Source organism: Pseudomonas sp. Y3 TE3536 (assembly GCF_053629175.1).
Genome location: NZ_JBRJHU010000001.1, coordinates 3114452 through 3133607, shown reverse-complemented (window position 1 = coordinate 3133607; position 19156 = coordinate 3114452). Strand labels below are relative to the sequence as shown.

The window sequence follows — 19156 nt, the reverse complement described above, 5'->3', positions numbered from 1 at the left end:
TCTTATTGTTGTTGTCCAGGCATTCAGGGTGCCATCGGCCGCCGACATATTCAGGCATAATCCGCCGCTGGAAGAATCGCCCCCGAACTGTACAACAATAGCCGCCTGAAAACTTCGGCCGCGCGCGTATCACGGTGGATACGGCAGAGGCCCCACAACGGAATTGATGATGAAACTGTCTTTGCTGGGCCTGGCCATGGGCCTTGTCAGTCAGGCGGCCCTCGCCGCCCCTACCGCTCCGCCCCTGCAGGACAAGCAGGCGTTCATCGATCACCTGATCAGCCAGATGACCGAGGCCGAAAAAATCGGCCAGCTGCGCCTGATCAGCATCGGCCCGGAGATGACCCACGAGCAAATCCGCGAAGAAATCGCCGCAGGCCGCATCGGTGGCACTTTCAACTCGCGCACCGCGCCCGAGAACCGGCCGATGCAGGACGCCGCCATGCGCAGCCGCCTGAAGATTCCGATGTTCTTCGCCTACGACACCATTCACGGCGAGCGCACCATTTTCCCGATCGGCCTGGGCATGGCCGCGACCTGGGACATGGACGCGATTGCCAAGGTCGGCCGCACTGCCGCCATCGAGGCCGCTGCCGACGCCCTGGACATGACCTTCGCGCCGATGGTCGACATCGCCCGCGACCCGCGCTGGGGCCGCACCAGTGAAGGCTTTGGTGAAGACACCTACCTGACCTCGCGAATCGGCCAGGTGATGGTCCGCTCGTTCCAGGGCAGCAGCCCGGCCAACCCCGACAGCATCATGGCCATCGTCAAGCACTTTGCCCTGTATGGCGCGGTGGAAGGCGGCCGCGACTACAACACGGTCGATATGAGCCTGACGAAAATGTACAACGACTACCTGCCGCCCTACCGCGCCGCGCTTGATGCCGGTGCTGGCGGGGTCATGGTGGCGTTGAACTCGATCAACGGCGTGCCGGCCACCTCCAACACCTGGTTGATGAACGACCTGCTGCGCAAGGAGTGGGGCTTCAAAGGTGTGACCATCAGTGACCACGGCGCCATCCAGGAACTGATCCGCCACGGGGTTGCCCGTGATGGCCGTGAAGCGGCCAAACTGGCGATCAAGGCCGGTATCGACATGAGCATGAACGACACCCTGTATGGCGAAGAGCTGCCAGGGCTGCTCAAGGACGGTGAAGTGACCCATGGCGAACTGGACCAGGCGGTGCGCGAAGTGCTTGGCGCCAAGTACGACATGGGCCTGTTCAAAGACCCGTACGTGCGGATCGGCAAAGCCGAAACCGACCTCAAGGACTACTACGGCAACGACCGCCTGCACCGCGACGCCGCGCGTGACGTGGCCCGCCGCAGCCTGGTCCTGCTGGAAAACCGCAACCAGACCCTGCCACTGAAGAAGGCCGGCACCATTGCCCTGGTCGGCCCATTGGCCGATGCGCCGATCGACATGATGGGCAGCTGGGCGGCCGACGGCAAACCGGTGCATTCGGTGACCGTTCGCGAAGGCCTGCGCCGCGCCGTGGAAGGCAAGGCCAAGCTGGTCTACGCCAAGGGTTCCAACGTCACCGGCGACAAGGCGATGTTCGACTACCTGAACTTCCTCAACTTCGACGCCCCGGAAATCGTCAACGACCTGCGCCCTGCCGCGGTATTGATCGATGAAGCGGTCAAGGCCGCGCAGCAGTCCGACGTGGTGGTCGCGGTGGTCGGCGAGTCGCGTGGCATGTCTCACGAGTCGTCGAGCCGTACCACCCTGGAAATTCCGGCCAGCCAGCGCGAACTGATCAAGGCCCTGAAAGCCACCGGCAAGCCGCTGGTCCTGGTGCTGATGAATGGCCGCCCGCTGTCGATCGCCTGGGAACGCGAGCAGGCCGACGCCCTGCTGGAAACCTGGTTCAGCGGCACCGAAGGCGGCAATGCCATCGCTGACGTGCTGTTCGGCGACTACAACCCGTCCGGCAAGCTGGCCATCACCTTCCCGCGTTCGGTCGGGCAGATTCCGATGTACTACAACCACACGCGCATTGGCCGGCCGTTCACACCCGGCAAGCCCGGCAACTACACCTCGCAGTACTTCGAAGAGCCCAACGGGCCGCTGTATCCGTTTGGTTATGGTTTGAGCTACAGCAGCTTCGAATTGTCGGGCCTGGCCCTGTCGAGCAAGGACCTCAAGCGTGGCGCTACGCTGGAGGCCAAGGTCACGGTGAAGAACACCGGCAAGCGTGACGGCGAGACCGTGGTGCAGCTGTATCTGCAGGATGTCTCGGCCTCCATGAGCCGCCCGGTCAAAGAGCTGAAGAACTTCCAGAAACTGATGCTCAAGGCTGGCGAGTCGCGAACCTTGACCTTCAGCATCAATGAGGAAGACCTGAAGTTCTACAATGGCCAACTGCAGCGGGTTGCAGAGCCTGGGGAGTTCAATGTCCAGGTAGGGCTGGATTCCGAGGCGGTGCAGCAGAAAAGTTTCGAGTTGTTGTAAGCAGTACCAGCCTTTTGCTGGATAAACCCGCTCCCCAGGCTACATGCCATCGCTGTGGGAGCGGGTTTACCCGCGAATGGGCCGGCCCTGATCCCCCTCATCTTTCGGATCCGCCCCATGCCGTTTTCCTTTCGCGCCCTGCGTCTGGGGCTGATCGTCCTGTTCATCCTGCTCGGCACCGCGCTCAGCGCCGGCTGGGCCATGCACCAGGCCAAGCGCCAGGCCATGGCAGACGACGCCCAACGCGCCAGCCAGCAACTGGGCCTGTACGCCAACGCCCTGCATACCCTGATCGAACGCTACCGCGCCCTGCCCGCCGTGCTGGCACTCGACCCGGAACTGATCGCAGCCCTGCGCGGCCCGGTCAGCGAGCCGGTACAAGACGCCCTGAACCGCAAGCTCGAACGCATCAACGGTGCCGCCAACTCGTCTACCCTCGAACTGCTCGACCGCACCGGGCTGGCCATCGCGGCCAGTAACTGGCGGCTGCCGAGCAGCTACGTGGGCTCCAACTACGGCTTTCGCCCCTATTTCAAACAGACCCGCAGCCAAGGCAGCGGCCGCTTCTACGCGGTGGGTGTGACCAGTGGCGTGCCAGGCTACTTCCTGGCCAGCGCGGTGAATGATGAGCATGGCCGCTTCCTCGGTGCCATGGTGGTCAAGCTCGAATTCCCCGAGCTGGAACGTGAATGGCGCCAGGGCAACGATATCCTGCTGGTCAGCGATGCCCGTGGCATTACCTTCATCGCCAACCAGGACGGCTGGCGCTACCGCGAGCTGCAGCCGCTGAGTGGCGCTGACCGTGCAGAACTGGCTGAAACCCGCCAGTACGACAAACAACCCCTGGTGCCCCTGCAGCATCAGGTTCTGACCCGTTTTGCCGACAATAGCCACCTGGCCCGCGTGCAAGGGCCGGAGGGCGTCGCCGAATACCTGTGGGAACGCCTGCCGCTGCAAGGTGAAGACTGGACCTTGCACCTGTTGCGCAAACCGCAGGTCGCCGCCGACGGCCGCAACGCCGCCCTTGGCGCTGCGGCCGTGTGGCTGAGCCTGGTCTTCGCGGCGCTGTTCGTCAGCCAGCGCCTGCGCCTGGCGCGCTTGCGCCAGCGCAGCCGCGAAGCACTCAAGCGCCAGGTCGAAGAGCGCACCCGTGAACTGCGCACCGCGCAAGAAGGCCTGGTGCAATCGGCCAAGCTGGCCGCCCTCGGGCAGATGTCGGCAGCCATGGCCCACGAGATCAACCAGCCGCTGACCACCCAGCGCATGCAGTTGGAAACCCTGCGCCTGCTGCTCGACCATGGCCGCTACGACGAAGCGCGCAAGGCCCTTGAACCCCTGGAACAGATGCTCACGCGCATGGCCGCGCTCACCAGCCACCTGAAGACCTTTGCCCGCAACAGCCCGGTCGGGCTGCGCGAGCGCCTGGACCTGGCCGGCGTGGTCGACCAGGCCCTGCACCTGCTGGATACCCGTATTCGCAGCGAGGGCGTCGAGGTCGCGCTGTACCTGGCACGCCCAGCCTGGGTGCGCGGGGACGCCATCCGCCTGGAGCAAGTGCTGATCAACCTGTTGCGCAATGCCCTCGACGCCATGGCCGACAAACGCTACAAACGCCTGGAGATCCGCATCGAGCTGGATCACGACCAGTGGCGCCTGAGCGTGCTCGATTCGGGGGGCGGTATTGCCGAAGAACACCTGGCCAAGGTCTTCGACCCCTTCTTCACCACCAAACCCGTGGGCGAAGGGCTGGGCCTTGGCCTGGCCATTTCCTATGGCATCGTCCACGAAGCCGGCGGCCAACTGCAGGCCGAGAACCTGCCGGGCGGCGCCCGCCTGAGCCTCACCCTGCCCCGCGACCTGGAGCCTGTATGTTGAATTCAGTGATCGTCGTCGATGATGAAGCCAGTATCCGCACGGCGGTCGAGCAATGGCTGAGCCTGTCCGGCTTCAGCGTGCAACTGTTCGCCCGCGCGGAGGATTGCCTGGCGCAATTGCCACAGCATTTTGCCGGCGTGATCATCAGCGATGTACGCATGCCGGGCATGGATGGCCTGCAACTGCTCGAGCGCTTGCAGGCAGAGGACCCCGACCTGCCGGTAATCCTGCTGACTGGCCATGGCGATGTGCCGATGGCGGTGGATGCCATGCGCAAGGGGGCCTACGACTTCCTCGAAAAACCCTTCACCCCGCAGCACCTGCTGGGCAGCCTGCGACGCGCCCTGGAAAAGCGCCAACTGGTGCTGGAGAACCGCCGGCTGCACGAGCAGGCCGACCTCAAGTCACGCCTCGAAAACACCCTGCTGGGCATGTCCCAGGGCCTGCAACAGCTGCGCCGGCAGGTGCTAGAGCTGGCCGGCCTGCCGGTCAATGTGCTGATCCGCGGCGAAACCGGCAGTGGCAAGGAGCGCGTGGCCCGCTGCCTGCACGACTTCGGCCCGCGTGCGGGCAAACCCTTCGTGGCCCTCAACTGCGCGGCAATCCCTGAATCACTGTTCGAAGCCGAGCTGTTCGGCCATGAGAGCGGCGCCTTCACCGGCGCCCAGGGCAAGCGGATCGGCAAGCTTGAGTATGCCAACGGGGGCACGGTGTTTCTTGACGAGATCGAGAGCATGCCCCTGGCCCAGCAGGCAAAACTGCTGCGGGTGATCCAGGAACAGAAGCTCGAACGCCTGGGCGCCAACCAGAGCATCAGCGTCGACTTGCGCATCATCGCCGCGACCAAACCGGACCTGCTGGAAGAAGCCCGCGCCGGGCGCTTTCGCGAAGACCTCGCCTATCGCTTGAACGTTGCCGAGCTGCGCTTGGCCCCCTTGCGAGAGCGACGTGAGGACATCCCCTTGCTGTTCGAACACTTTGCCCGTGCTGGCGCTGAAAAACTGGGCAGAACAGCGCCGCCGCTCAGCGGTAGCCAGTTGGCGCAGCTGCTTTCCCACGACTGGCCGGGCAACGTGCGCGAGTTGGCCAACGCGGCGGAGCGGCATGCGCTGGGGCTGGGTTCGCCGAACATAGAAGTGGCACCGGCCGGGCAGTCGCTGGGCGAGCAGATGGAGGCGTTTGAAGCGCAGTGCTTGCGGGCGGCGTTGCGTCAGAGCAAAGGGGAGATCAAGGGGGTGATGGAGGCTTTGCAGCTGCCGCGGCGTACGCTGAACGAGAAAATGCAGCGGCACGGGTTGGTGCGCGAAGACTTCCTGTAATAGGCGAATTTCTGCTTACCATCCGCGCTGGATGAGCGGAAATCCGCTCATCCATGACGCCAACGCTTTACCTGCAAGGGGCTGCCTTGCAGCCTTTCGCGGGCAAGCCCGCCTGCACCAAGCCCGCATGCGCAGTGGGCTTGGTGCAGGCGGGCTTGCGTGCGAACGGGGTGCAGCGCCCTCAAATGAATCACCTCGCACCCATTTGGCACACCTTCTGCAATCACCGTGGTAAGCAGCGCTCCGGCGCGCTCCACAAAAACAACGAGAAGGTATCCCTGATGGATAACGCCACCTCCCTGCCAACCGGGGCGGCCATCGCGCCGGCCGCAGAAAAAACCACCGCCAGCCGTTTGAAGTCGATCTTCAGCGGGTCCATCGGCAACATGGTCGAATGGTACGACTGGTACGTCTACGCCGCATTCTCGCTGTACTTCGCCAAAGCCTTCTTCCCCGCTGGCGACACCACCGCACAACTGCTCAACACCGCCGCGATCTTCGCCGTGGGCTTCCTCATGCGCCCGATCGGTGGCTGGCTGATGGGCCTGTATGCCGACCGCAAAGGCCGCAAGGCCGCGCTGATGGCCTCGGTCCTGCTGATGTGCGGGGGCTCGCTGCTCATCGCCCTGACGCCCGGCTATGAAACCATCGGCGTCGCCGCGCCGATCCTGCTGGTCTTCGCACGCTTGCTGCAGGGCCTGTCGGTGGGCGGTGAATACGGCACCTCGGCCACCTACCTCAGCGAGATGGCCAGCAAGGAGCGCCGTGGGTTCTTCTCTAGCTTCCAGTACGTGACCCTGATTTCTGGCCAGCTCATTGCCCTGGCGGTGCTGATCATCCTGCAACAGACCCTCACCACCGAGCAGCTGTATGCCTGGGGCTGGCGTGTTCCCTTCGTGATCGGCGCGCTGTGCGCGGTGGTTGCGCTGTACCTGCGTCGCGGCATGGAAGAGACCGCCTCCTTCACCAAGAAGGAAAAGTCCAAAGAAAGCCTGATGCGCACCCTGATGCGTCATCCCAAAGAGCTGATGACCGTGGTCGGCCTGACCATGGGCGGCACCCTGGCCTTCTACACCTACACCACCTACATGCAAAAGTACCTGGTCAACACCGTAGGCATGAGCATCAGCGACTCGACCACCATCTCGGCCGCCACGCTGTTCCTGTTCATGTGCCTGCAGCCGGTGATCGGCGGCCTGTCCGACAAGATCGGCCGGCGCCCGATTCTGATCGCCTTCGGTGTACTCGGCACGCTGTTCACTGTGCCGATCCTCAGCACCTTGCACACCGTGCAAACCTGGTGGGGCGCGTTCTTCCTGATCATGGCGGCGCTGATCATCGTCAGTGGCTACACCTCGATCAACGCGGTGGTCAAAGCCGAACTGTTCCCGACTGAGATCCGCGCCCTGGGCGTTGGCCTGCCATACGCCCTGACCGTGTCGATCTTCGGCGGCACCGCCGAATACGTCGCCCTGTGGTTCAAGAGCAATGGCATGGAAACCGGCTTCTACTGGTACGTCACCGGCTGCATCGCCTGCTCGCTGCTGGTGTACGCGACCATGAAAGACACCAAGCATCATTCGCGCATCACCACCGACTGATACTGATCCGGCAGATATGAAAAAGGGGCGCTCCGTTGCACGGGGCGCCCTTTTTTTTGGGGGTGCTTGTCGCTGGATCTTATGCGCCTTTGAGATCGAGCGCCGCCCGCGCGGCGCTTCGCAGCACAAGGCTGCTCCTACATCGGTTCGGGCCAATGAGCCCTGAGACAAAGGCGCGCGGCCCTTTGGCGGCCACCTCGATATCGTGCGGAACAAACAAGGCGGTCGCGCGCGCAGGTACAGGCGTAACTGGCCCGAAACAGATGTAGGAGCAGCCTTGTGCTGCGAAGCGCCGCGCGGGCGGCGCTCGATTTGCGCACCACCTCAAAACCCAAGACAAGCACTTGGCAGCTTTCACCCTATCTCTCAGCAAGCAAATCGCAGCCACACTTCCCCAACATTACGTGAAGAACCTTTTTATGGCGTGAGCCGAATAACGGCCCTATTCGGCTCACATAATGAGCCGAATAGCAGTATTATTCGGCTCCCCGATAAGTTGGAGCGATCATGAACAGCCCACTATGGATATGGCAGCAATCCGACTGGCCCCATTTCCAGTGGCAAAGCGACGCCCTTGCCCCATTGCTACGCAGTTGCGTCGAGATGCAAGGACGCCTGCTGGGCAAGATCGGCTCCATCGATGCGATCAGCGAGTGCGAGAACATCCTCGACACACTGCTGCAGAACATTGTCACGTCGTCGGCGATCGAGGGTGAACAGCTGAACGTGGGTTCGGTGCGCTCGTCCCTCGCTCGACGGCTGGGCATCCATGAGCAAGGCGCGACTACTGCGCGGAGCGAAGGGCTGGCTGAATTGATGCTGGATGCGACACGCGGGTACGACCAACCGCTGACCTTGCAGCGCCTGTTCACCTGGCATCACTGGTTGTTCCCAGCGGCGGAAGATGGCCTGAGCAAAGCAGTTCTGGTGGGCCAACTGCGTGACGAGACAACCCTGCAGGTGATCTCCGGTCGCCTCGACAAGCCCACGGTGCACTTTCAGGCACCGCCCCGTGATGGCCTTGAAGAGCAGGTTGCAGCTTTTCTCGATTGGTTTGCCAGCAGCCGCCATGCCACTCACCTGGACCCCCTGCTACGCGCAGGTGTCGCCCATTTCTGGTTCGTCACCTTGCACCCGTTCGACGATGGCAATGGCCGCCTGACCCGCGCCATCACCGACTTGGCGCTGGCCCAGGCCGAGCAGCAGGCAATCCGCTTCTACGCCATGTCTGCCAGCATCCTGGAAGACCGGGCTGGCTACTACCAGATACTGGAAAACAGCCAGAAGGACGGCCTCGACATTACCCGGTGGCTGACCTGGTTCCTTGAAACCCTGCTGCGCAGCCTCGAGCAGGCGTTGCTGAACATCGACCGGATACTCACCAAAGCCAGGTTCTGGCATGTGCATCGGGCGGACGGCCTTTTACCCGAACAGGTCAAGGTGCTCAACCGGCTGCTCGACGGGGGCCCACGCGGCTTCGAAGAAGGTATCAATGCCGCGCAGTACCAGGCCGTTGCGAAAGTCTCCAAGGCCACTGCAACCCGCCACCTCACCGACCTGCTCGACAAGGCGTGCCTAGCCCGCCTGCCGGGCGGGGGCCGCAGTACCCGTTATCGCCTCAATACTCAGGACATCTCCAGCACCTGACGCGGCTCCCGCCGCTGGTAATAGGTCGCCATCAGCACCAGTACCAGCAGCACACCGGCCAGCACTGCCGATGAGCCGACCGTGCCGAAGTCCAGCCCACCCTTCTCGTGTGGCTTGGTCAGGACGTCGCCCAGGGTGGCGCCGAACGGGCGGGTCAGGACGAACGCGACCCAGAACAGCACCACGCCAGGGATGCGTGTCCAGTAACGCGCCACAACCACCAGCGCGATGGCACTGCCCACCAGCAAGGCACCACCGGCAAAGCCAAGCCCCGAATCATCTGCCAGGTAATCGCCCAAGGCGGTGCCCAAGGTGTTCGAGAACAGAATCGCCACCCAATAGAACAACTCGCCCGCGCGGTTCTTGATACGGGTAACGTCCAAGGGGTTACCACTCAGGCGCCACACCAGGAAGGTCAGCAGCAAGATGCCGATCAGAATCGACGAGCCTGCGGCGTAGCCCAAGCCAAGCGTGCGGTCCATGAAGTCGGACATGGTGGTGCCGGCCGTACTGGTGGAAAGAATCACCAGCCAATAGAGCATCGGGTGGTAGCGCCGTGAGTAGAGCTGGCCGAGCAGGGTCAGCAGAAACACGCTGATCAACATCAGCGAGCTCAGCGCGTAGCCGATATTCAGGGTCATCGACAGCAAATCGCCCGCCGTCTCGCCCAGGGTCGTTGCGCAGATCTTCATGACCCAGAAGGCCAAGGTGATTTGCGGGAGTTTATTCATTGTTTGCCGCTCCGGTTTTGAGTGCGGCGATGGTGCTGAGCAAAGCCTGAAAAATCGGTTTATGGCGTATGAAAAAAGCGTTCATTACCGCCTGCAGGCTTATTTTCGTCCTTAACGCCGCATTAATTCGACGTCGTCATCCTGCAATGGCTGGCGAAACGCTGATCCATACCCTGCAACGTTCCCCTCAGCCCACTGGAGGGCTCATCGCTGACGCGGGCATAAACATCGATATAATCGATGACTAGACGCTATTTTTTGCGCTTTTTTATCAATTTTATCGGCGTAGGATTAAACCCATAGAAACAAACAACCTCTCGCACCCCTGGAGCAACGACCATGAAAAACAAACTGATCCTCACCCTGGCCCTCTCGGTAATCGCCACTGGCGCCTTCGCTGAAGATGGCTTCGACCGCACCAGCGCCCACACCTTCGCAGCGGTGCAGAGCCAATCCGCCGCGTACGCTGAAGACGGTTTCGACCGCACAGGCGGCCAACGCTTCGCTGAAGATGGTTACGACCGCACCGGTGCACAGCGCTTCGCCGAAGACGGCTACGACCGCACTGGCGCTCAACGTTTTGCAGAAGATGGCTTCGACCGCACCGGCGGCCAACGTTTTGCCGAAGACGGCTTTGACCGCACCAACGCCCACCGCATCAGCTAACCCCTGATGCGTGCAACCAGCCCGGCTTCGGCCGGGCTTGATCATTTCCAGCCGGGCAAAGGCTTGGCACACTAGCGCCTCGTCCCCCAAGAGGTAGGGCCAGCAAGCCCAGCACCGATGTATTACTACGAACCCGCCAAAGGCCACGGCCTGCCCCACGACCCCTTCAACGCCATCGTCGGCCCCCGCCCAATCGGCTGGATCTCGTCCCACGACCGCGAAGGCCGCCTGAACCTGGCGCCCTACAGCTTCTTCAACGCCTTCAACTACATCCCACCGATCATCGGTTTCTGCAGCGTCGGGCGCAAAGACAGCCTGAACAACATCGAGCAGACCGGCGAGTTCGTCTGGAACCTGGCGACCCGGCCATTGGCCGAGGCGATGAACCAGAGCTGCGCGGCGGTAGCGGCAGACGTCAATGAGTTCGAACTCAGCGGTTTGACAGCAGCGCCGTCGCGCGTCGTCAAAGTGCCACGGGTGGGCGAAACCCCGGTGGCGTTCGAGTGCAAGGTGAGCCAGATCGTCCAGCTGAAACGGGCAGACCAGGAGTCGGTGCCCAGCTGGCTGATCCTCGGCGAAGTGGTGGCGGTGCACATTGCCGAGCACCTGCTGAAAAACGGTATCTACGACACCGCCGCCGCCGAACCGATCCTGCGTGGCGGCGGCCCGGCGGACTATTTCGAACTGGGCAATCTGTTCAAGATGGCCAGGCCGCAAGTGGGCAACTGATCACCAGATCAGCTCGCCCTCTTCACTGACGCCCTGCAGGCGTTCCAGCTCGGCGCAGGCGGCTTCATCGGCCGCCATGGCGCCCTTGAACACCTGGCCGTCCAGTACCTTGTGAAAGCGCGGCGCCCCGCCCATGCCCAGCCCCTTCACCGCGATGGCGGCGTTGTAGCCACCACCTTCCACCGGGACCATCGCCGAAACGGCTTCGAACTGCGGGAATTCTCTACGTGCCATGCTGCGCTCTGGGTAGTTGATCGAAGGGCGACATTTTAACCTGTGCCCATCAGCAATCAATCGAAGGTATGCAGGTCCAGGCTGCTGACCACTTGCGCCTGCACCAGCTCACCGAATACCTCCAGGGTTGGTGAAGCGAAGTAGCCGCTCATCGCCTGCTGATCACGCCAGCTGCCGCTGAGCAGCCAAAGGTCGGCGTCGGCCTGCGAGCGCTGGACCGTGAAGCTCAGGCATCCCGGTGTACGCAATGAGGGTTCGAGCAGATCGCGCAGGCGCGCGCCCAGCTCCGCCGAACGACCGCTGCTGGCACGGATGAAAGCCAAGTGGGTGACCGGTTGTCGTAGGGTCATTGCACGATCTCCTTGAGCAGGCGGACGAAAAACCAGGCTGCCAAGGTTAGAGGCTGGCCCGCGCGACGCGTTAGGCTATTACTGCCGGGCGATTGCCTGATCCTGCACCGCGGCAGGATCAGGCAATCGCCGTGCAGCTTTCGACTAGCGCCCGCCATTGCCCAAACCTATGCTGCGTCAGTCAGTAGAGGAAGCCACCATGACCACCCCCACGTCCATCGAACCGACCCTGGAAGTGCAACGCCAGGAGCTGGCCGAGCTGATCCGCCGGCATGCCGGCGACCCACCCGGCAGCGCGTCGGCCATCGACGACCTGTACCTGGTCAGCTATCGGGAGAGTGTCCGCTCGGTGCCCACCTTGGCGCAGCCGGCCTTGTGCGTCCTTGCCCATGGCAGCAAGAGCCTGTTCCTGGGTGACGAACAGTACGTCTACGACCCGCTGCACTACATGGTGGTGTCGGTGACCTTGCCACTGAGCGGCGTGAAGCTTGATGCCAGCCCGGAAAACCCAAGCCTGGGCCTGCGGCTGGACCTGGACCCGGCCGAGATCAGCCAGCTGATTGCTGAAAGCGGGCCGATGTTGGTACCCAGCCTGCCTTCCGGCCGTGGTTTGTATGTGGAGAAGACCGATGCCGCGTTGCTGGATGCGCTGCTGCGCTTGATCCGCCTGCTGGATTCGCCGCGGGACATTGCCATGCTGGCGCCGCTGATCCGCCGCGAAATCCTTTACCGCCTGCTGCGTGGGCCGCAGGGTTATCGGCTGTATGAAATCGCCTTGGCCAACAGCCAGACCCATCGGGTATGCCAGGCCATCACCTGGCTCAACCAGAACTTCCAGCAGCCGTTGCGCATCGAGGACCTGGCCCGTGAGGTCAACCTCAGCACCTCGACCTTGCACCATCGGTTCAAGGCCGTGACGTCGATGAGCCCGCTGCAGTACCAGAAGCAATTACGCCTGCAGGAGGCCCGGCGGCTGATGCTCAATGACGGGCTTGAGGCAGCGGTGGCGGGCTATCGCGTGGGGTATGAAAGCCCTTCGCAATTCAGCCGCGAGTACAGCCGGCTGTATGGCGCACCACCGATCCGCGATGTGGCGCGGTTGCGCGCCACAGCGGGGTAAGGGTTACCGGCCGTTTCAGTTAACCTGCAACGGCCGCCTGCCACTGATTCTGATCAACCTGAATCAACGTCGGCCCTTTGCGCTCCACCGCACGCCCCAGTGCCGCCTGCAACTGCGCGACATCACTCACATGCTCCGCGTCAGCGCCCAACGCCCGGGCCACGCCGATGAAGTCAGGGGTATGGATATCCACCCCGACCGGCTCGATGGCGCGGTTGACCATGTACTTCTTGATTTCTTCGTAACCCTGGTTGTTCCACAGCAGCACGATCAGCGGCACCTGCGCCTCGACTGCACTGGCCAGCTCCGGCAGGGTGAACTGCATGCCACCATCGCCAATCAGGCAAACCGACGGCGCGCGCTCGGCGATCTGCGCGGCGCTGCCCAGCCAGGCGCCCATCGCCGCCGGCAGTGCATAGCCCAAGGTACCGTAGCCGGTCGAGGCATTGAACCAGCGGCGAGGCTCGTCCATGTCCAGCGTGAGGTTGCCGGAGTACACCGGCTGGGTCGAATCCCCGACCAGAATGGCGTTGGGCAGTGTCTGGAGGATACTGGTCAGCAGGCGGGTCTGGCTCAGGGTCGGCTGGTCCCAGCCGTCCGCCAGCGATTGGCGCAGCTGCGTGACGCGTGCTGGCCCCCAGGTACTTTCACGCGCCGGCAGCGGCTGCTGTTGCAAGGCAACGCACAGTGCTTCGGCGGCCAGGTCGGCGTCGGCGACCAGCGCCAGCTCAGGCAGATAGTTGCGCACCGTCTGGTCCGGGTCGATGTCGATCCGCAGCAAGCTGCCTGGGATCTCGAAGCCGCCCTTGAAGGTCACGTCATAGTCGGTTTCGGCCAGCTCGGTACCGATGGCCAACACCACATCCGCTTCGGCCACCAGCGCACGGGTAGCCGGCAGCGACTGAGTCGAGCCGATTTGCAAAGGATGATTGGAAGCCAGCAAGCCCTTGGCGTTGATGGTCAATGCCACCGGAGCCTGAAGCTGCTCTGCCAAGCGTGCCAGCGAAGCGCCAGCGTTCAATGCACCGCCGCCGGCCAGGATCAACGGGCGCTTCGCCTGGGCCAGGCGCTCGGCCATCTGCGCCACGGCCTGCGGCGCGGCACCTGCCCGGCTGCTGCGGACCGGGCGGGCCGGCAACAGGTGATCGGCCGGCTCGACCAGTACGTCCAGCGGAATCTCGATATGCACCGGGCGCGGTCGAGCACCGTCGAACACGGCGAAGGCCCGGGCCAGTACCTGGGGCAGGTCGTCTGCGCTCATCAGGGTTTGGGAGAAGGCTGCCACACCCGACACCAGTGCAGATTGGTTGGGCAGTTCGTGCAGCTTACCGCGGCCGCCGCCCAGCTGATCGCGCGATTGCACGCTGGAAATCACCAGCATCGGGATCGAATCGGCATAGGCCTGGCCCATGGCGGTGGTGATATTGGTCATCCCTGGGCCGGTGATGATGAAGCACACACCGGGTTTGCCGCGCGTGCGTGCGTAGCCGTCGGCCATGAAGCCGGCACCTTGCTCGTGGCGCGGGGTGATATGACGAATGGAGGACGTTGCCAAGCCGCGATAGAGCTCAACGGTATGCACGCCTGGAATGCCGAAGACATGGTCCACACCATAGCCTTCAAGGAGTTTGACCAGTACTTCGCCGCAGGTTGCCATGTGTGTTTACCTTGAGTCTTGTTGAAATCTGCGCTTATTGGACCCAAGGCAGCGCTATCGCCACAATGCAAAAAAACACATACTAGCCATGTCTTCAAATCATGGCTCAGTGCAATGAAACGCCTTCCTCCCCTGCCCGCCCTGCACACCTTTCTGGTGACTGCCCAGCACTGCAATTTCACCCGAGCGGGGCAGCAGTTGCACATCACCCAAGGTGCCGTGAGCCGGCAGATCGCCGCGCTTGAAGCGCACCTCGGTTACGCCCTGTTCCAGCGCCAGGCCCGTGGCCTGAGCCTGACCCGTGAAGGCCAGGACTGGCTGCCCAGGGTGCAACAGGTATTTGCCCTGATCGAACAAGGCGTGCGGGAAGTCGGCGGGCATAGCGCCACATTGCAACTCAAGGCGCCAACCTGCGTGATGCGCTGGCTGCTGCCGCGCCTGATGGAATGGCAGGCGCTGCGCCCGGATGTGCCAGTAGAGCTGACCACCACCGTGCAGCATGGGGTGGATTTTGCCCGCGAAGGCTTTGATGCGGCGGTGGTGTATGGCAGCGCGCCGAACCAGGGCTTGCAGGTGCGCAAGCTGTTCGACGAACAACTGACGCCAGTGTGCGCCCCTTCGCTGCTGCAAGGCCCGTTGCCGTTGGCCAACATCGACGACTTGATGCGCCACATGCTCCTGCACCCCTCGCGTGACGAGCATGACTGGCGTTTATGGCTGCAGGCGGCCGGTGCCACGTTCGATGTACAGGGGCCAAAGCAGCACTTCGAAACACTGGACATGGCGATGGCCATGGCATCCCAGGGCACCGGAGTGGCCATCGGCGATTGGTCGCTGATCGGCGATGACCTGCGCAGCAAGCGGCTGTGCATGCCGTTTGCCCTGAAGGTGACGACCGGAAAAGGCTATTACCTGGTCAGCCAGGCCAGGCAACAGCCAGCCGGGCTGGTCGAGTTGCTGGACTGGCTGCAGGCAGTGGCTCAATAACCGACGGTGAACCGCGCCCGCGAATGCGCGGGTTTCTCCAGCTCATCGAGCATGGCAATCGCGTAGTCGGCAAAGGTGATCCAGCTTTTGCCATCGGCACCGATCAGCAGATGATCCTTGCCTAGCGTGTAGTGCCCGCTGCGTTCGCCTTCGACGAACTCCGCCGACGGCGACAGGAAGGTCCAGTCCAGGTTCGGCTCTTGGCGCAGTACCTCTAGAAAACGCACACCCGCGCTCGCTTCGGCCTTGTAGGCCTCGGGGAAGTCCGGGCTGTCGATCACCCGGTGCCCCGAAGGCAACAGCAGGCTACCCGCCCCGCCCACCACCAGCAGGCGCTTGACCCCGGCACGCTTGACCGGCTCGATGATGGCGTGCGCTTCGATCGTCGAGAAATGCGCAGCACTCAACACCGCGTCCACACCGGCGACAGCCGCTTGCAGCGCTGCGCTGTCCTTGGCATCGAGTGCCTTCACGGTCACCCCCTCACGTCCCTGCAACTGCGACGGGTCGCGGGCAATGGCCACCACACTGTGGCCACGGCGCAGGGCTTCTTCCAGCAACTGGCTGCCGGCACGGCCGGTGGCGCCAATGATTGCGATCTTGCTCATGGGAAACACTCCATCAGTTGAACGGAATTACCACTTCATCTCACCCTTGGCGACCTTGGCGCCGAGCTCCAGCGAGCTCTCGTCGGCCAGGTCCGGGTAGCGTTTTTTCATCGCAGCCACCAACGCAGCGGCGTCTTTTGCCTTGGCGGTTTCGGCATCGAATGCCTGAATGTAGCCCGCCGTGAAGCGCACGGCGGCGAGCGAACGGCTGCTTTGGCCGAGGTAATGGCCGGGGATCACGGTGCGCGGTGCCAGCTGCTCGATCCGCTTGAGCGTGCCCAGCCAGTCGGTATGCGACTTGGCCGACTGGGTATCGGCCATCCACACATGGATGTGTTCCGATACCACCACCCCACCGACCACCGCCTTGATCGACGGAATCCAGACAAAGCTGCGATCAGGCTGTGGGCCGTCCAGGCCGACCACGTCGAGCGCCTGGCCCTCCAGGGTCAGGCGATGGCCTTCGAGCACCGCAGGCACGACCAGGCGGGCCGGTTTGTCCGCGCCCATTTGCGGGCCCCAGTAGGCCAGCTTCGCGTCCATGGTCTGGCGAATATGCGCGACGGTAGCCGCAGAGGCGACGACCTTGGCCTGTGGGAAAGCTTGGGTCAGTGTGTCGAGGCCGAAGTAGTAGTCCGGGTCGCCATGGCTGATGTAGATGGTTGTCAGCCGCTTGCCTCCGGCACGCAGGCGCTCAACCACCTGTTCGGCCTGGGCCTTGCCGAACTGGGCATCGACCAGCACGGCGTCCTTTTCGCCACTGACAATCACCGAACTGACCGGGAAAATCGCCTCGTGGCCAGGGTTGTAGACGTCCAGCTGCAAAGGTTCGGCAGCCAGCGCCTGGCCGGTCAGCGCAACACAGGCCAGCATCAGGCCACGCAAGGGAGTGAATAGCGACATCGCAACGTTCCGTCTTGAAGAAGAATGCTCAACAGCTTAGTTGCCCGATCCATGCCAAAAAATGCGATGCTCCAACATAGTTTGTTTCTAAAATCGGGCAAATCATGGACCGTCTCAACGCGATGCGCGTTTTTGTCACCGTCATCGACCTGGGCAGCCAATCGGCGGCAGCGGACCACCTGCAACTGTCCAGGCCGGTGGTTTCACGCTACCTGGCGGAACTGGAGGATTGGGTCGGTGCGCGGCTGATGCAGCGCACCACGCGCAAGTTGAGCCTGACCGCCGCCGGCCAGGAAACACTGCCACGCTGCCGCCAACTGCTGGAACTCGCCGGTGACCTGCAGGTGGCCGTGCGCCAACCGGACGACGCCCCCCGCGGCGCGCTGCGCATCAGCGTCAGTACGTCGTTCGGGCAGGCTCAACTGGTGGATGCCGTGGCCGCGTATGTACGGCGCTACCCCGGGGTGAAGGTCGAGTTGCAGATGCTCGATCGCACGGTCAACCTGGTGGACGAGCGCATCGACCTGGCCATCCGCACCAGCAACGACCTGGACCCGAACCTGATCGCCCGGCGTCTGACCGTGTGCCGTTCGGTGGTGTGCGCGGCACCGGCCTACCTGCGTGAGCACGGCACGCCGCAGCGGATCGAGGAATTGAGCGGGCACAACTGCCTGACCCATGCCTACTTCGGCCATCACCTCTGGCATTTCGAGGTGCAGGGCCAAGCTATTGCCGTCCCGGTCGAGGGCAACATCAGTGCGAATGAGGCGATGACCCTGCAAAAGGCGGCACTGGCCGGAGCCGGCATCGCCATGTTGCCGACCTACCAGGCTGCTGCCGCCCTGCGCACGGGCGAACTGGTGCGCCTGCTGCCCGAAGCACGGCCACGCGAACTCAACCTGAATGCGGTCTATACCTCGCGCAAGCACATGCCGGCGACCTTGCGCAGCATGCTGGATTTTCTCGCGCAGCGGTTCAAGGACGAGCCGGAATGGGATCAGGACGTGTAGGAGCAGCCTTGTGCTGCGAAAGGGCCTGCGCCGCAATGGGCCTCTTCGCAGCGCAAGGTTGCGCCTACTGGCCTACGCTTAGAGGTATCACCTGGCGTTGTAACAGGAGGTGAGTACCATGGGCATCAAAACAAGAAGGTTCGCGCTGGTCATGGCGCTGTTTGCCATCGCCGGGCTGTACGGGTCGGCTTGCTGGCGGGTCGAACTGCTGCGCAACCAACCCAGCTCGGCCGCCCATTGTCAGCACGAACACTGCGTGCCACAAAGCGCCACCTTGAGCGCCGTGCGTTGAGCGACGGCGCCCTGCCGGTCACTCCTCGACGCTCATGTACTCCTTGGCCCAGCGGATGTAATCCTCGGGTTGGGTGTAGGTGTGCGAGAGTTCGGTGGCGCTGAGGTTCTCGGACTTGTTCTGCTGGCCGCGCTGCAGGCGCAGGCAGTCATAAGTAGCCTTTATGGCGGCGAAGTACGCGGCGTGGCCATCGACCACGATGCGCACGCCCAGGCGCGCCAGGCGCTCGTCATCGCGCAGGTTGGGGTTGGCGTAGGTCACCAGCATCAAGGGCACGGTCAGGTGCTCGGCGATTTGCTCGAGCTGCTCGAAATCCTTCACCCCCACCATGCAGATACCGTCGGCCCCGGCCTTCTGGTAGCTCTGGGTACGCACGATGATTTCTTCGGTGGTCAGTACACCGGCGTTGGTGCGGGCGATGATAGACAGCGACGAATCGACCCGTGCTTCAAGCGCAGCGCGAATCTTGCCGACGCCTTCCTCAACCGGAATCAAGTCGGTGGACTTGCGCCCGAACTGGGCCGGCAGCAGGGTATCTTCGATGGTCAGCGCCGCCACACCGGCACGCTCCAGTTCAATGACCGTGCGCATGACATTCAACGCGTTACCGTAGCCGTGGTCGGCATCGGCGAGCACCGGCAGTTGCGCCACACGGCCAATGCGCGTGGCCTGCTCGACGAACTCGCTCAAGGTGATCAGGGCAAAATCCGGCGCAGCCAGTACCTGCAGCGAAGCCACCGAACCGCCAAGAATGCCGACTTCAAAGCCCAGGTCGGCGGCAATGCGCGCCGACATCGGGTCGAACACCGACGCTGTGTGGTAGCAGGAACCTGAAGCGAGCAGCTCGCGGAAGGCAAAACGCAAATCTTGGTGGGAAGCCCTGGGCATGATCACTCCGCAATAACGTGAAATTGAACGGTTGCTACCGACCCCTGAATCGGGTCTACCTGACCTGTTCCAACCGTCGCC

18 protein-coding genes are annotated in these 19156 nt (G+C 63.1%); 11 read left to right on the top strand and 7 right to left on the bottom strand.

Going from position 1 to position 19156, the window contains the following annotated elements:
* The first annotated feature begins 166 nt into the window (after positions 1-166).
* The 5 genes from bglX (at position 167) to AB7M33_RS14185 (ending at position 8900) form a co-directional block, all read left to right on the top strand.
* The gene (bglX, locus tag AB7M33_RS14205) at positions 167-2458 is read left to right on the top strand and encodes a beta-glucosidase BglX (protein WP_454243003.1); all 2292 of its coding nucleotides are present in this window, start codon (positions 167-169) and stop codon (positions 2456-2458) included.
* A gap of 117 nt (positions 2459-2575) precedes the next feature.
* Positions 2576-4333, top strand: a complete 1758-nt coding sequence (locus AB7M33_RS14200) for a sensor histidine kinase (protein ID WP_085273591.1) — start codon at positions 2576-2578, stop codon at positions 4331-4333.
* Positions 4327-5652 (top strand): sigma-54-dependent transcriptional regulator, encoded by a 1326-nt coding sequence (locus AB7M33_RS14195; RefSeq protein WP_085273592.1) that lies wholly within the window; start codon positions 4327-4329, stop codon positions 5650-5652. Before AB7M33_RS14200 ends, AB7M33_RS14195 begins: the two co-directional genes overlap by 7 nt.
* Before the next feature lie 281 nt (positions 5653-5933).
* Positions 5934-7253 carry an MFS transporter gene (locus AB7M33_RS14190; protein WP_027594113.1) on the top strand — a complete coding sequence of 440 codons (1320 nt, stop codon included), beginning with the start codon at positions 5934-5936 and terminating at the stop codon, positions 7251-7253.
* 507 nt (positions 7254-7760) lie between these two features.
* A complete protein-coding gene (locus tag AB7M33_RS14185) occupies positions 7761-8900 on the top strand; it encodes a Fic family protein (protein ID WP_454243002.1) in 1140 nt (379 codons plus the stop codon).
* On the opposite strand, the gene AB7M33_RS14180 is transcribed toward AB7M33_RS14185, so the two are convergent.
* Positions 8879-9631 carry a COG4705 family protein gene (locus tag AB7M33_RS14180; RefSeq protein ID WP_027594112.1) on the bottom strand — a complete coding sequence of 251 codons (753 nt, stop codon included), beginning with the start codon at positions 9629-9631 and terminating at the stop codon, positions 8879-8881. The two genes, AB7M33_RS14185 and AB7M33_RS14180, sit on opposite strands and share 22 nt — an antisense overlap.
* A gap of 339 nt (positions 9632-9970) precedes the next feature.
* Here AB7M33_RS14180 and AB7M33_RS14175 point away from each other — a divergent pair, with 339 nt between their 5' ends.
* Entirely contained in the window at positions 9971-10297 is a 327-nt protein-coding gene (locus tag AB7M33_RS14175) for a hypothetical protein (RefSeq protein ID WP_099455190.1), read from the top strand.
* Positions 10298-10414: 117 nt separating this feature from the next.
* Entirely contained in the window at positions 10415-11026 is a 612-nt protein-coding gene (locus tag AB7M33_RS14170; protein ID WP_027594110.1) for a flavin reductase family protein, read from the top strand.
* On the opposite strand, the gene AB7M33_RS14165 is transcribed toward AB7M33_RS14170, so the two are convergent.
* On the bottom strand, positions 11027-11260 hold the full coding sequence (locus tag AB7M33_RS14165; protein WP_454243001.1) for a hypothetical protein: 234 nt from the start codon (positions 11258-11260) through the stop codon (positions 11027-11029). It lies immediately after the preceding gene.
* Positions 11261-11316: 56 nt separating this feature from the next.
* A complete protein-coding gene (locus AB7M33_RS14160; protein WP_027594108.1) occupies positions 11317-11610 on the bottom strand; it encodes a putative quinol monooxygenase in 294 nt (97 codons plus the stop codon).
* Positions 11611-11809: 199 nt separating this feature from the next.
* On the opposite strand from AB7M33_RS14160, the gene AB7M33_RS14155 reads away from it, so the two are divergent.
* Positions 11810-12730, top strand: coding sequence for an AraC family transcriptional regulator (locus tag AB7M33_RS14155; protein ID WP_027594107.1), 921 nt, complete (start codon positions 11810-11812; stop codon positions 12728-12730).
* A 19-nt stretch (positions 12731-12749) separates the two neighbouring features.
* On the opposite strand, the gene AB7M33_RS14150 is transcribed toward AB7M33_RS14155, so the two are convergent.
* Positions 12750-14387, bottom strand: coding sequence for a 5-guanidino-2-oxopentanoate decarboxylase (locus AB7M33_RS14150; protein WP_099430316.1), 1638 nt, complete (start codon positions 14385-14387; stop codon positions 12750-12752).
* 114 nt (positions 14388-14501) lie between these two features.
* Here AB7M33_RS14150 and AB7M33_RS14145 point away from each other — a divergent pair, with 114 nt between their 5' ends.
* Positions 14502-15374 (top strand): LysR substrate-binding domain-containing protein, encoded by an 873-nt coding sequence (locus AB7M33_RS14145; RefSeq protein WP_099430317.1) that lies wholly within the window; start codon positions 14502-14504, stop codon positions 15372-15374.
* Here the strand turns inward: AB7M33_RS14145 and AB7M33_RS14140 are convergent.
* Together AB7M33_RS14140 and AB7M33_RS14135 are read right to left on the bottom strand one after the other, a co-directional pair.
* Positions 15368-15982: an NAD(P)-dependent oxidoreductase gene (locus AB7M33_RS14140; RefSeq protein ID WP_027594104.1), complete on the bottom strand. Its 615-nt coding sequence runs from the start codon at positions 15980-15982 to the stop codon at positions 15368-15370. The two genes, AB7M33_RS14145 and AB7M33_RS14140, sit on opposite strands and share 7 nt — an antisense overlap.
* A 27-nt stretch (positions 15983-16009) precedes the next feature.
* Positions 16010-16885 carry an MBL fold metallo-hydrolase gene (locus tag AB7M33_RS14135; RefSeq protein ID WP_454243000.1) on the bottom strand — a complete coding sequence of 292 codons (876 nt, stop codon included), beginning with the start codon at positions 16883-16885 and terminating at the stop codon, positions 16010-16012.
* A 104-nt stretch (positions 16886-16989) separates the two neighbouring features.
* Here AB7M33_RS14135 and AB7M33_RS14130 point away from each other — a divergent pair, with 104 nt between their 5' ends.
* Both AB7M33_RS14130 and AB7M33_RS14125 read left to right on the top strand, forming a co-directional pair.
* Positions 16990-17895 carry a LysR family transcriptional regulator gene (locus AB7M33_RS14130; RefSeq protein ID WP_454242999.1) on the top strand — a complete coding sequence of 302 codons (906 nt, stop codon included), beginning with the start codon at positions 16990-16992 and terminating at the stop codon, positions 17893-17895.
* A gap of 118 nt (positions 17896-18013) precedes the next feature.
* Positions 18014-18187, top strand: coding sequence for a hypothetical protein (locus AB7M33_RS14125; protein ID WP_172960383.1), 174 nt, complete (start codon positions 18014-18016; stop codon positions 18185-18187).
* 18 nt (positions 18188-18205) lie between these two features.
* On the opposite strand, the gene AB7M33_RS14120 is transcribed toward AB7M33_RS14125, so the two are convergent.
* Positions 18206-19075, bottom strand: a complete 870-nt coding sequence (locus tag AB7M33_RS14120) for an isocitrate lyase/PEP mutase family protein (protein ID WP_027594101.1) — start codon at positions 19073-19075, stop codon at positions 18206-18208.
* Between the last annotated feature and the right edge of the window lie 81 nt (positions 19076-19156).